This window comes from Marinagarivorans algicola, assembly GCF_001292705.1.
GTDB lineage: Bacteria > Pseudomonadota > Gammaproteobacteria > Pseudomonadales > Cellvibrionaceae > Marinagarivorans > Marinagarivorans algicola.
In genome coordinates this window covers 71,765-85,124 of sequence record NZ_LGAK01000001.1, presented here as the reverse complement: position 1 = coordinate 85,124, position 13,360 = coordinate 71,765, and the positions used below count along the sequence as shown (strand labels likewise).

Sequence of the window (13,360 nt, the reverse complement as noted above, 5' to 3'; positions counted from 1 at the left end):
TGCACTCAACACAAAAGAGGCTTTGGCGCCTCTTTTTTTACGCCTAAAACACATAGACCAAGGCCAATATATGGAGTACCTTTTTAAACAACACTTTAAAGTACGCGACTATGAATGCGATTTACAAGGTATTGTCAACAATAGCGTTTACCAAAATTATCTCGAACATGCACGGCATGAATTTTTACTCAGTAAAGGAATACACTTTGCTGAGCTTGCGCGTCAAGGTGTTAACCTCGTTGTCATACGCGCCGAACTAGACTATAAAGCCTCACTCAGAAGCGGAGATTGCTTTTGGGTTGGCGTTAACCACACGCCCAAAAGCGCCTTACGCGGCATTTTTAGTCAAAGCATTTATAGCGATAACGGGGCGGGCAACACGACGTTAATTCTCAATAGCCTATTCACTTGGGCGGCAATTAGCCCCGAGGGTAAGCCACTAAAGGCTCAGCACATTATCGACAAACTACACTACGACCCCGCCGCCACTAAGACGCCCGCACAGCCAACTAAGGGTTAGAACCTGAGAGCCAGAACCTGAGAGCTAGAACCTGAAACTAGAACCTAAAAACCTAGTTTAAGATATAAATTTGGGTGCATGGGATTACAGCGGCTGCGCCAAGCATCAATCTACACATGAAGAGCTAGCGAATTAATCTAAATTACGTTTGGCGCTTGCTTTGGTTAGCTAAAAATCGTCCAACAGCATCAACCAACGGCTGACGAAATTCCGCCGATTCATTCACCAAGTGATGCTTGGCATTCTTGATCTCGACGTACTCCATATTGTGCACCTTGGCCTTAATAGCCCGTACGTTATAATGCCAATCAACTACACGATCGCCATCACCTTGCACCAATAAAGTCGGGACATTTAGTGGCTTTTGCTGCTCAAAATTATTGGCCCACTTACGCATAGCCGCCACCCAGCGCACAGAAAGATGCTTGGTCTGCAAAATATCATCAGTTGCCAAAAAATGATTAAACGCCTCATCATGCGAGTTAACCACAAAAGACCGAGTGATGGTGTTAGTCAGTGGTGAAAATAACGTATAGGCAACATTGACCCAGTGCCAGCGCGCAGGCCGCACCAGTGGCGCCAACAAAATTAGCCCCTCATAGGGCTGCCTACCGCGCCGCGCCGCCAAAAAGCAGTGATTCAATATGACAGCACCGCCAGTACTCTGCCCCAAGCCATACGCGGGCCCTTGCATACGCGGCTTAAAATACCGTACACAATCAGCCAGCACCGCGGCATAACTATCAAAACTATCAATTACTGTTGCCTCGCCGTCACTGAGACCATGGCCGGGTAAGTCTATTGCTACTACCGAGTAGCCTTGATCCAACAAATAGCGTACAGCGGGCTGATACAAACCAACATGATCAAATAAACCGTGAACAACAAAAACCGTGGCCTTGGCCTCATTTAGGCGCCAATAGTGTGTTGCAATACGCCCTAAGCGTCCCGCTTTACCTTCGGGTATACGATAGCCACAATAATATTCAACAGCCAACCCTTTTAAGGTATATAAAAAGCCGTAGTACTCCAAATAACTGTACAGCGCAGGCAAGTCAGTATTTGTAGTGCGACACATACGATCTAATGAAAATGCACTAAACGTTTTTTGTAATCTTAAGAGACTATGACGATCAAACATGAAATAGAACACAACAATGAAATAACGGGCTAGGGTAATACTCTTATGCTTCTTTTCCTAGTGCGAAGAGACGATTTTTAGGCAGGCGTCATGTAATAACACAATAATCACACCTCACGCGTGACTTCACTGTTTGGATAAGGCAGTTAGCTGTAAAGATGAATCACAATAATGCTAAAGCCACTCAAGGACTCAAATCAAATAACACACCACAACTCACCCAAGTGCTAAACCCCACAAAAGTACCAGAAATAATCTAACAATAACTCAGGCCATAATAGCTAACAAGCATTTCTAGCGTAGCACAAAAGCTCGAAGATTTTGTATTTGTATTATCAAACACTTACCGCCGCACCGCCAAGGTAATTCAATGAGACAAAAAGGCTCAACATACCTTAACGGCACTCACAGACCGCAAGTTAAACAGCATGCCACAGCAAGGGAACGCTAAGGCTGCGGGAGAATGCAGAGAGTAAGCGATAAGAGTCTATAGACAAGCGAAGTGGGTTGATTGAATGGCACAATTACACACCTCGTAGGCCAAGCGCACCACAAATACGTAAACCACAGCCCAAAAGATTAACATGATAACATATCGCTTTGCAAAGTCACCTCGGTGAAATACCGTTATTAACACATCCATCATTAACGCATCCATCAATACGATAATACACCACTATTTGCGTACCCACCTCGCGCTCAAACCTCACAGAATCTTGTATTAATGATCAGTGTAAAAACTGATTATTATAAAAATACATGCATGCAACGTATGCACTGCACACCCCATCTATTATACCGTGCCATCACCAATACTTACGCTCTATGCCGCTAGCCCCACGACATAGCACTTTTGTATCACACCTGTCAGGCATCATATTAATTCATCCATCATAGAACTAAAAAATATAACTAAAAATAAATAAAATTAACTTTAAAATAACAAAAAAATCTATGAATTTTATAAAAATGTTATACCTTACCCATGCGCTTATAATAAATTGCTATTTTATAAGACTCCTAAAAATACATTAAAAGATAGCTATCAATACATTTTTAAATACTTACTATTAGCATTTGATAATAATAAAAATAATGTATACATCTTGGATGCACGCTAGGTATTTATTTTCTCAATTATGGCGCGACCTATTTTTTTATCTTAGTTCCAGATAAATGTAGCTTATTTGTTTTTGTGTGATCGGATCGAGTATAACCTGACTTATTAGTGTCACACAGATCATCAATAGCATATTATTTTATTGCGTTGTTAATCATTAAAAAATGATAGCGCAATAAAAAATAATCTATCCCAATATAAAATAAATAAAGCAGGATAAATACATGAAAAAAATACTCACAACTTACATAACACTATTCGTTATTAGTTTTTTAAGTGTTAGCGCGTCCGCCGCATCATGGCCTAATAGCACTTTTTCTAATTTAGATTACGGGCTTTACTGGTTTGGCTCGGGCGATAATTACCAAAAAGCCATACCGGGTAATGCTAATCCTTATTACAATAAAAACAAAAAGACAATCATTTATATTCATGGCTGGCTCATAGATAGTTCGGTCAAAAAAATTCGCGAATCTTTTGACGTAAGTTCACGCGGCGGCCCCGAGGAAAATGTCGCTGAGGGCTGGATTAATGCGGGTTACAATGTAGGCATCTTATATTGGAATCAATTTTCAGACGAAAGCGAAGTCAAAGATGCCGAAGCCAAAATTTGGACGGCAGAAGGCCCAAAAGCCATGCGCTGGAAGCGACTCAACGGAAGTTATAGTAATGTCACGGGGGGCGATAATGTCACCCAATTACTGTATAAAAATTTAATCGCTAACCTCGCCGACTTTCAAGGCCCTGAGTTACGCATTGCAGGACACTCTTTGGGTAGTCAACTAGCGCTGACGCTGTCTGACGCATTACTGACCGGCGTGCAAACGAATAACCTTCGCGCTCAACTACTCCCCCAACGCGTTGCACTGCTAGACTACTTTTATTCTAATGGCGGAAAAGCCTATCTCGGTAATGCCTGGGTAGGCGAAGAGTCACGCAATATAGCCAAGCGCTTAATCAATAACGATATTGCTATTGAAGCGTATCGCACCAGCGTTGTTACAAGTAGCTTATTAGCTGGCGATGCCAACAATGCACTCATTGATATTATTGCTTTCACTGAAGTGAAGCCTTGGTATTTTGCTCCATGGGAAATCGACAAAAAACACACTGCTGCACGATGGTATTATTTTTGGTCTTTCTCGTTTGCCTCACCCACCATCAAAGGAACTCGAGATGATGGAGCAACAGCGAGCACTAGTACCAGCAGAATAAAAGAGCTTATGCAGAGCACACAAAAACTTGTGCAACGTGAAGGTGTATGGACAAGAACACCAGGTGACGACCAATTCATTTACAAAAACAAATAAACAGGCGTCACGCAACATACTAAAAGGATAGCAATCCAATAAAAAAGCCCTGTATTTTATCCTGCGGTTTTTTTATTGGATTTGTGATGATAGGCGTTAGCTTTTAAGCATATCGATGTGTGCAATACCATCCTCATCGTACTGCTCACTCACAGCCTCAAACCCGAGCGAAGCATAAAAATTCTTTAAATACACTTGAGCACCAATTTTAATACCCTGCCCAGAAAATGTCTGCTCCGTGAAACGAATGGCTTCAAGCATTAACGAGCGACCTATTGCTAACTTTCTAAATTTTTTTACTGTCATAACGCGGCCTATAGATGGCTGCTTATATTTAATACCTGGATCCACCACACGCGCATAAGCAACTAATGTATGATTTAATGTCACCATTAAATGCCATGATGCAAGATCCATCTCATCGGCCTCTTGATACGCGCATTGCTGCTCAACAACAAACACGGCCTCACGAGCCTTTATGATTTCGAATGCCTCTAAAGCGCTCAGCACCTCTAAGCGCGACCACTTGAACTGTAATTGCATGTATACTTACCTTAAATACAACAGATGTTTAGAGCAGACGAAAAAACCTATCACTGCCAATAAAATAAGCGGTATAGACACCAAGATTGCACCAGCCACCCATACTGGGAATAACCTCTGAAGCTAAAAGCGCACTTCAGCACGGCCAAATGAGGACTTAGCCAGAGCATAGCCCTTCTGAGGTGCTGAGGTATCTATCACCCAGACAGCACTCAGTCAGTAGCTGTACATAACAGGATTGATCGCTTACTCTCACATTTTAGTAGACTATTATAGCCTTGAGAGCCAATAAGGGTTATCACGACCGCCTCAACACGGCATAATAGGGCTGATATGCACAATACTTTGCAACCGTCAGACTAAGAGAAGACCCATGGGAAGAACCTACGAAAATCGCAAAGCCTCGATGGCCAAAACCGGCGCAATGAAAACAAAGCTTTACTCTAAGTACGGCAAAGAAATTTATGTATGCGCTAAAAACGGTGGCTTTGACCCCAGCGCAAACTTAAGCTTGCGCCGCTTAATTGAAAAAGCTAAAAAAGAGCAAGTGCCAAGCCATGTTATTGATAAAGCCATAGACAAGGCCAAAGGCGGCGGCGGTGAAGATTTTGTGACTGTGCGCTTTGAAGGTTTTGGCCCAAGTAATTGCATGGTAATCGTCGACTGCTTAACCGATAACAATAATCGCACCTTTGGCGATGTACGTACCTGCTTTAACAAAGCCAAGGCAAAATTAGGCGCACAAGGCTCAGTGGCTCACATGTTTGACCACCGCGCCGTATTAACCTTTAAGCACGATGACGAAGACGCCGTCTTAGAAATCCTTATGGAGCAAGACGTGGATGTATCGGATATTCGCAGCGAAGAAGGTAGCATTACCGTATTAACACCACAAAATGACTTTTTTAAAGCAAAAACAGCCATTACCGAAGCCTTTGGTGACATTATATTTGACGTGGAAGAAATCACTTTTATCCCGCAATTGCATACCGAATTAAAGGCCGAAGATGTTGAGGTGTTCGATAAATTTTTAGAGCTACTTAATGATTGTGATGACGTACAAGAGGTATATCACAACGCTGAGTTACCCGACGAATAAACAACGTCAGTACTTCGCCGAGCCTACACGCTTAATACACCAGTAGACTCGCCGGAACTCTTTTGGAGGGGGATAGCCCCTCCACAGTAAGGTGCCAGCATGCTAGCAAGCGATACTTAAGCTGACACCAATGCCGTAAAACCTTTAACCGACTTCAATGCTGTATCAACAGCAGGTATTAACCAAGCCTCTTATCTCAAGGCCGATGCAATAGGTAGGGTCATAATAGCTTGCTCAATTAGAAGGACGCTATATAAGCACTCTCGACAGTTTGCTCCTGCACTGTCTAACCCTTACTTTCCCTGCAAGGCCCCGCGCTTAAATGCCCAGAAAATAATCCATCAGTACCCCATCAGGTGAATTTTTTCAGCTTGGCTGAATAGTTACCAGAAAACAAGCATATTGAATAATGGACTTCCTCCTTGCCCCTCAGTGCAGCAAAACTGCACCTGCACCGCCCATCATTAAAGGCGTTACAGCTTCTCGCTTAGAGTGCTCAACCCCAGCAGTCGTCATACTGTCTTTTTCGGCCATTTCAATTGCTGCGTATTGCTCACCCAAAAATGTATTCAATTCGCATGCACCTGTATTTAACGATGCTACATCAAGTATCGCTAAACGATTTAGCAAGGCTGTTGCTTTTTGAAAATGACCTTCCGCAATAGCCACCTGGATTAAAAACTCTACAGGCTTGCACAAATGCATGACACTAAAGACATTATTGGAATTGCATTCGCTGCGTAGCTGGGCAATATCCAGCGCCGAATTCAAAAACAGAGTCGCCGCCTCAAGGCGGCATTGCACATATGCTTTGGTACCACGGCGCATCACCTCAGCCCACTGACTGAACGCCTGAGTTTCACTACCACACACTTGCTTCGCATGGTAAGCACAAAAATATTGAGATTTCATATGAGGTTTCATAGTGCCATCCTATTTAACTGTCAGTCATTGAACATCAAGACCAAACGCTTAAAGCACAGAAGTACACAGTGCATGAGTTATAACGCTTAGCGGGTTTGATTACCACCCATAAATAGTAATGATTATCATTTGCTTTTGCAAGTTTTTATCACTGCTTAGTTTTTGAGGTCATTTTAGCCAGCCACAAGGCATGGTAAGCACACACAAAAGCCCCTTACTCTTGAGTGAAAGGGCGAAAAGCTCCCTAAAAACCAACACCTCACCATAATCTTCCTAAATTGTGACAAAGTAGACAAGCTTCCCCCCCACAAGAACACTACATAAAGGTGTGAAAAAAGGTAAATTAATATGAATACTAACCGAATTGAATGACCGCGGTTAATCACCTTTACGAGTTAATAAGTTATGAACTATTGTTTGATGAAATGGGGAATTTTAACCAGCTGCATTGCGCTGGCTGGATGTAATAGCGAATCAAGTCAAGAGGAACCCAGTCGCGATGCAAATGTAAACAGTAATATCTCCACAAGCAGTGCGCAGACCTCAAGTCAATCAAACTCAAGCCTTAGCGAGAATGCAGGCAATGAGGCTACTAATAGTCATCAATTAGTCATTAACGCTCACCACCCTTCTGCTGGCGCTATTAATATGGCCCTCGTTAGTACCATTACAGTCGCTTTTAATAAAGAAATTATGGCGCAAAGCTTTAATGATGAGCTCATTACACTTAGCTCTACTCAAGGCACAGTTTCTGGTACCTTAGAGCATGACGGCAAACGCTTTACCTTTACCCCCTCAACCCCGTTATCACCTAACACACAATTCACCGTGCGTGTTGATCAAGAGGTCATGTCACAAGATGGCTTAACCGGTAGCGAGTTGAGCTGGCAATTTACAACAACAGCCAATGTTGGCGCGACTCCGCAGGCGGTTATTGATACATGTATGGATGAGCGTGATATTGCAATGCTTGACAGCGTTAACAATGCTAGGAGTCAAAGCCGAGTCTGCGGCAATGACGCAAAGCCGGCAACCACACCTTTACGCTGGAACTGCTTAGTTGAACAAGCGGCTCAAATACATTCGGATGACATGGCGAATAATAACTTTTTTGACCACAGTGGTAGTGACGGCAGTGATACCGGCGACCGGCTAACGCGCGTTGGTTACAACTACCGTGGCTGGGGTGAGAATATTGCCGCAGGGCAGCGCAATGTAACCTCTGTTATGCAGGGCTGGCTCGATAGCCCAGGTCACTGTCGCAACTTGATGTCAGCAAGCCATCAAGAGTTTGGCCTAGGCTATACACTCAACAACAATACAACGTACAACCACTACTGGACACAAAAATTTGCCTCGCCGCAATAGCAGTTCAGGCAAACAAGAAAGTAGAATCACAAAAATACAGCGAAAAGATGCTCACTATTAAAAACAGGAAATACCCGCAATACCCTGTGCGTAGTGCGCAATCGCTGTATCGTAATCGGTGAGTTTAAGCCCACCTAACGCATAAACAGGTAGATGAGCTTTAGCGATTAAGCGGCCAAATGTCGGCCAGCCCAGCGATGCGCTTTTAGGGTGAGAGGTTGTAGTCTTAACAGGAGATAAATAAGCCGCACGAGCAAATTGTGCGGCTTGAATAAGCTGCTCGGCATTATGACAAGAGGCCGTAAAGGTGTACTCTTTGTGTCGATCAATATTCGACTTATCAAGCAAAACAGGCACTAAAGCAAAGTGCCTCGAGCATACATGAATCGCTGTAAAGATTTGGCAACGCTCGTGCATCCATTGATTCTTCGCATTCACTAAGTGTGTCGAGTTGACCCAGACTGGGCAAGCCTGCGGCACGGGCTTTGATGCCATGGGCAACGACCGCAACTGCTGATACACCCAAGTGATATCGTCAAAAGGCAATTGAGGTGAACGCAATTGAATGCCACCGGCACCACGATCTAAAGCGTTCACACAAAACTGAAAAACATGCTCTTTGCTCCCTGTAGAAGGGGTGATTGCCATAACCCGAGGCAATGTGAGCGCATTCACAATAGGTGTATTGGCAGCCGGAAAAGCGTATTCAGTGAGTTGCGATAAAGGTACCCACTCAAGCGGCTGCCCTTCTTGGCCTTTGGGTTCACCTTTGAAGTCAGTTACCCGCAAAACATCCAGTAATACCTGCTTATCGCCATAATCGTGCTGTATTTGAATAAGCGCCTCAGTGCTAAGCACTTGGATATCCAGCTCTTCTAGAAGCTCACGTGCGAGTGCCTGAACCAATGTTTCACCGGTCTCAACTTTACCACCAGGGAATTCCCACAGGCCGCCTTGGTGTTGATGTAATGCGCGTTTTGCCAGTAATACTTGACCGTCTTTAACAATAGCGCCTACCGCCACATGGACCACCTGAATGGTTCTCTGTCTACTCACTTTCGCCGTCATTAACTGCGGTACTCCGCATTAATCGTAACATAATCATGCGATAAATCGGAGGTCCATATCTGCTCACAACTATGGCCACGACCCAGCTCAACACGCACAGTGAATTCGGCATGGTCAACAACCGCTTGCCCTTGTGCCTCGGTATAACTAGCTGCTCGTTCACCTGCGCTCACAATACAGACATCATCTAAATAAACATTCACTTGACTCGTATCAAGACTGGGCACACCGGCATACCCAATAGCACACACTATGCGCCCCCAATTAGGGTCTGAGGCAAATAAGGCGGTTTTAACCAAAGGCGAATGCGCAATAGCATAGGCCACCTTTAAACACTCATCTTTAGTACTACCTTGCTCAACACGTACACCAATACATTTAGTTGCGCCCTCTCCATCGCGCACAATGGCTAACGCCAATTGCCGATGCACATCGCACACAGCAGCTAGTAGCTTATTATATAGCTCGCCAACCGGAGCACTTAACATAGGAAAGCCAGCTTGACCTGTCGCTATTAAAATACATGCATCATTCGTGGATGTATCACCATCAATACTAATGCGATTAAACGATTGATCGGCCGCCCTTTTTAGTATGCTATCTAATAGCGGCTGGGCCACCACGGCATCAGTGGCAATATAGGCGAGCATAGTGGCCATGTTAGGCCTAATCATACCTGCACCTTTGGCAATACCTGTGACCGATATTACCTCACCATCGTGCTCAAACTGTACGCTGGCGCCTTTTGGTCGAGTATCGGTTGTCATAATCGCTCGGCCAGCGGCAGACCAACCATCGAGCGATAGTGTTTGTAGCGCCTGCGGCAAGGCAGCTATGATTTTGTCAACCGGTAAATACTCGCCAATCACGCCCGTAGAAAACGGGACAACTTGGCGAGGCACAATGGCGGTACCCAGTTCGTCATGCGCGAGTTTAGCCAAAGCATCGCAACAGCGCTCGGCATCGGCGAGACCTCGCTCACCGGTGCAAGCATTCGCATTGCCCGAATTAATAAGCAAGTAACGTACGTCGCCACGATCAATATGCTGACGACCCACCGTCACTGGTGCTGCACAAAAAGCATTTTGTGTAAATACACCTGAAACCGTCGAGCCTTCAGCAGCAGCCATTACAACAATGTCTGCGCGATTAGGGTGTTTGACCCCTGCTGCTGCCGTTCCCAGTGTTAAGCCTGCGATAGGGTGCATCCGAGGCCAAACTTGTTCACCAACCGCCATAGTCTACCCCTTTCGTAACGGTTACTACGCCAACTTGCCATGGCAAGCTTTATATTTTTTACCCGAGCCACAAGGGCACGCATCATTACGCCCTAATTTAGGGCCGGCGCGCATAGGCGTTTGTGCAGGCGCTTGTGGTGCAGGCTCTTGCGGTGCATTCAATGCCGAGGCATCATCATGCTGCAATTGTTGATTACGCATTGCTTGCTCAGCATCCATTCGACGCTGCGCTTCCATCAAGTGCATTTGCTCTTCAGTCATAGGCTCAACCTTAAAGAGCACCCGCGTAACATCATGCTTAAGAGTGACCAGCATGTCATTAAACAACTCAAAGGCTTCGCGCTTATATTCTTGTTTGGGGTTTTTTTGCGCATACGCGCGTAAACCAATACCTTGACGTAATTGGTCCATGCTTTGCAAGTGCTCTTTCCATAAATTATCGAGCACATGCAGCATCAATTGTTTTTCGAGGCCGCGCATAACGCCCTCTAAGCGTGCACACTTTTGCTGATAGTAGTCATCCATTGCTGCGATGATTTTTTTGCGCAAAGGCTCTTCATAAAGCTTTTTATCTTCGCTTAACCACTGCCCAATAGCCAAATCAACGCCAAAGTCGGCTTTTAACACCTCCTCTAATGCAGGCACATCCCATTGCTCAACAATTGATTGCGGTGGAATATGGTTAGAGATAATTTCATCAATCACCTCTTCACGAATACCTGCAATCGCATCTTCAATGCTGTCCATTTCCAATAGATCATTGCGCTGCGTATAAATCACTTGGCGCTGATCATTGGCCACATCATCGTATTCTAGTAACTGCTTACGGAAATCAAAGTTGCGCCCTTCGACTTTACGCTGAGCTTTTTCAATAGCGCGTGTGACCATTTTTGCTTCGATGGCTTCACCCTTTTCCATACCGAGCGAGCTCATCATATTGCGCACGCGGTCAGAAGCAAAAATACGCATCAAATTATCATCAAGCGATAAATAAAAGCGTGACATGCCTGGATCACCTTGGCGACCTGCACGTCCACGTAACTGATTGTCAATACGGCGCGACTCATGTCGCTCAGTACCAATAATATGCAAACCACCACTGGCTTTTACCTGCTCATTGCGCACTTTCCATTCGGCTTTTAATTTTTCTATTTGCTCGGCAGTCGGATTGTCGATTTTTTCGACATCGGCTTCCCAGCTGCCGCCCAATTTAATATCGGTGCCACGGCCAGCCATGTTGGTCGCCACTGTAATAGCGCCTGGCCGACCCGCCTGGGCAATAATATCGGCTTCGCGAGCATGCTGTTTGGCATTGAGCACCTCATGCTTGATACCGGCTTTTTTAAAGCGTTGCGAGATTTCCTCAGAGCTTTCAACAGAAGCAGTCCCCACTAAAATAGGCACCTTTTTATCTTGCAGTTCTTTAACCTGTTTAACAATGGCATCGTACTTTTCACTGACCGACAGGTAAATAAGGTCGTTGAAATCTTGCCTTGCAATAGGCTTATTGGTGGGAATCACCACAACATCAAGATCGTAAATTTGACGAAACTCTACCGATTCTGTATCGGCAGTACCGGTCATACCCGATAACTTATTGTATAAACGGAAATAATTTTGGAAGGTCGTAGAGGCGAGTGTTTGACTTTCATTTTGAATGGTCACGCCTTCTTTGGCTTCGATGGCTTGATGCAAGCCTTCTGATAAGCGGCGACCGGGCATAGTACGGCCGGTATGCTCATCAATTAAAATAATTTGATCATCTTGCACCATATACTCAACATCGTTGCTATATAGCTTATGCGCTTTTAGCGATGTGTGTACATGATGTAATAGATTTAAGTTGCTTGCCGAGTATAGGCTGTCGTTTTCGCCCATCAGCTTATTATTGACTAACCACTTTTCAACAAGCTCATGACCTTCTTCGGTCAATTCTATTTGGCGGCCTTTTTCATCGATTATGTAATGCCCTTTTTCAGCCAAGCGACACACTGGCGGCTTAGCCGATGCATCAACGACCACAAGATCTTTATTCTGATTGCCCGCTTGCTCTAGCGCCTCGTGAAGACCACAAGGTTTTTTCTGCCCTTCTAGCAGAACCTTTGAATATTGAATTTTTTCATTACGCTCACCTTGTGAGTCAGCGACAGGCTTTAAGGTCGGTGTCAGTACGTTCATAACACGGTACAGCTCTGAGCTATCTTCGGCCGCACCCGAGATAATCAGAGGTGTACGTGCCTCATCAATCAAAATCGAATCCACTTCATCAACAACCGCAAAATTCAACGGCCGCTGCATGCGATCTTCTTTGCGCAGCACCATATTGTCACGCAGATAATCAAAGCCAAATTCATTATTGGTACCGTAAGTGATATCAGCATTGTAAGCATCGCGCTTTTCTTCTTGCGGCTGCATAGAGGCAATCACACCCACAGTTAAACCTAGTGCTTCATAGAGCGGGCGCATCCATTCAGCATCGCGCCTAGCCAAGTAATCATTCACTGTCACCAAGTGTGCGCCGGTACCAGGAATAGCATTTAAGTACACGCCCAGTGTCGCCATAAGCGTTTTCCCTTCACCGGTGCGCATTTCGGCAATACGCCCTTCATGCAAGGTGATACCGCCAATAAGCTGTACATCATAATGGCGCATGCCCATCACGCGATGACTCGCCTCACGACACACCGCAAAAGCTTCGGGCAATAAGGCGTCTAAGGTTTCACCGCCTTGGTGACGCGAGCGAAACTCTTGAGTTTTGCCCTTTAACTCTTCATCACTTAACGCTTTAGTCTGCTCTTCCAGCGCATTAATTTTTTTAACGAGCTTGCGCATACGCTTAAGCTCGCGGTCATTTTTAGAGCCAAATAGCAGTTTGAAAATATTCAGAGTCATAGCAGTAACTTTATTGTGTAAGCCGCCATCAGCTGGCAAGGCTTTGGGTTTTTATGAGGTACATCAAGGTTTTTAAAGGCCTAAATGACGCATTGTATATGGAGCAAGAAAACAAAAACGCAATAGCGCATCGTTGG

10 protein-coding genes are annotated in these 13,360 nt (G+C 44.8%); 4 read left to right on the top strand and 6 right to left on the bottom strand.

Annotated features, from left to right (window positions below; all coding sequences use genetic code 11):
- The first annotated feature begins 70 nt into the window (after positions 1–70).
- Positions 71–520, top strand: coding sequence for an acyl-CoA thioesterase (locus AC438_RS00355; protein WP_053979440.1), 450 nt, complete (start codon positions 71–73; stop codon positions 518–520).
- Positions 521–662: 142 nt separating this feature from the next.
- Here AC438_RS00355 and AC438_RS00350 read toward each other — a convergent pair whose 3' ends face one another.
- A complete protein-coding gene (locus tag AC438_RS00350) occupies positions 663–1,661 on the bottom strand; it encodes an alpha/beta hydrolase (RefSeq protein ID WP_053979284.1) in 999 nt (332 codons plus the stop codon).
- A gap of 1,344 nt (positions 1,662–3,005) precedes the next feature.
- On the opposite strand from AC438_RS00350, the gene AC438_RS00345 reads away from it, so the two are divergent.
- Positions 3,006–4,091: an alpha/beta hydrolase family protein gene (locus AC438_RS00345; protein ID WP_156312561.1), complete on the top strand. Its 1,086-nt coding sequence runs from the start codon at positions 3,006–3,008 to the stop codon at positions 4,089–4,091.
- Positions 4,092–4,187: 96 nt separating this feature from the next.
- Here AC438_RS00345 and AC438_RS00340 read toward each other — a convergent pair whose 3' ends face one another.
- Positions 4,188–4,634 (bottom strand): GNAT family N-acetyltransferase, encoded by a 447-nt coding sequence (locus AC438_RS00340; RefSeq protein WP_053979283.1) that lies wholly within the window; start codon positions 4,632–4,634, stop codon positions 4,188–4,190.
- Between the two features lie 373 nt (positions 4,635–5,007).
- Between AC438_RS00340 and AC438_RS00335 the strand changes: the two genes are divergently transcribed.
- On the top strand, positions 5,008–5,733 hold the full coding sequence (locus AC438_RS00335; protein WP_053979282.1) for a YebC/PmpR family DNA-binding transcriptional regulator: 726 nt from the start codon (positions 5,008–5,010) through the stop codon (positions 5,731–5,733).
- A 429-nt stretch (positions 5,734–6,162) separates the two neighbouring features.
- Here the strand turns inward: AC438_RS00335 and AC438_RS00330 are convergent, their stop codons facing one another.
- Entirely contained in the window at positions 6,163–6,657 is a 495-nt protein-coding gene (locus AC438_RS00330; RefSeq protein WP_053979281.1) for a hypothetical protein, read from the bottom strand.
- Positions 6,658–7,062: 405 nt separating this feature from the next.
- Here AC438_RS00330 and AC438_RS00325 point away from each other — a divergent pair, with 405 nt between their 5' ends.
- Complete coding sequence (locus tag AC438_RS00325) at positions 7,063–8,025, top strand: CAP domain-containing protein (protein ID WP_082353803.1); 963 nt, start codon at positions 7,063–7,065, stop codon at positions 8,023–8,025.
- A 57-nt stretch (positions 8,026–8,082) separates the two neighbouring features.
- Here the strand turns inward: AC438_RS00325 and AC438_RS00320 are convergent, their stop codons facing one another.
- From AC438_RS00320 to secA, 3 genes are read right to left on the bottom strand one after another with little or no spacing between them, the layout of a single operon-like run.
- On the bottom strand, positions 8,083–9,081 hold the full coding sequence (locus AC438_RS00320) for a Nudix family hydrolase (protein WP_162230663.1): 999 nt from the start codon (positions 9,079–9,081) through the stop codon (positions 8,083–8,085).
- Positions 9,082–9,092: 11 nt separating this feature from the next.
- Positions 9,093–10,331, bottom strand: coding sequence for a bifunctional glutamate N-acetyltransferase/amino-acid acetyltransferase ArgJ (gene argJ / locus AC438_RS00315; RefSeq protein WP_053979278.1), 1,239 nt, complete (start codon positions 10,329–10,331; stop codon positions 9,093–9,095).
- Between the two features lie 24 nt (positions 10,332–10,355).
- Positions 10,356–13,223, bottom strand: a complete 2,868-nt coding sequence (gene secA, locus AC438_RS00310) for a preprotein translocase subunit SecA (protein WP_053979438.1) — start codon at positions 13,221–13,223, stop codon at positions 10,356–10,358.
- Between the last annotated feature and the right edge of the window lie 137 nt (positions 13,224–13,360).

What these genes read in the sequence shown, in the direction of transcription:
- argJ (WP_053979278.1), bottom strand. Translation starts at nt 10,331, where the DNA reads ATGGCGGTTGGTGAACAAGTTTGGCCTCGGATGCACCCTATCGCAGGC.
- AC438_RS00340 (WP_053979283.1), bottom strand. Translation starts at nt 4,634, where the DNA reads ATGCAATTACAGTTCAAGTGGTCGCGCTTAGAGGTGCTGAGCGCTTTA.
- secA (WP_053979438.1), bottom strand. Translation starts at nt 13,223, where the DNA reads ATGACTCTGAATATTTTCAAACTGCTATTTGGCTCTAAAAATGACCGC.
- AC438_RS00355 (WP_053979440.1), top strand. Translation starts at nt 71, where the DNA reads ATGGAGTACCTTTTTAAACAACACTTTAAAGTACGCGACTATGAATGC.
- AC438_RS00350 (WP_053979284.1), bottom strand. Translation starts at nt 1,661, where the DNA reads ATGTTTGATCGTCATAGTCTCTTAAGATTACAAAAAACGTTTAGTGCA.
- AC438_RS00325 (WP_082353803.1), top strand. Translation starts at nt 7,063, where the DNA reads ATGAACTATTGTTTGATGAAATGGGGAATTTTAACCAGCTGCATTGCG.
- AC438_RS00335 (WP_053979282.1), top strand. Translation starts at nt 5,008, where the DNA reads ATGGGAAGAACCTACGAAAATCGCAAAGCCTCGATGGCCAAAACCGGC.
- AC438_RS00345 (WP_156312561.1), top strand. Translation starts at nt 3,006, where the DNA reads ATGAAAAAAATACTCACAACTTACATAACACTATTCGTTATTAGTTTT.
- AC438_RS00330 (WP_053979281.1), bottom strand. Translation starts at nt 6,657, where the DNA reads ATGAAACCTCATATGAAATCTCAATATTTTTGTGCTTACCATGCGAAG.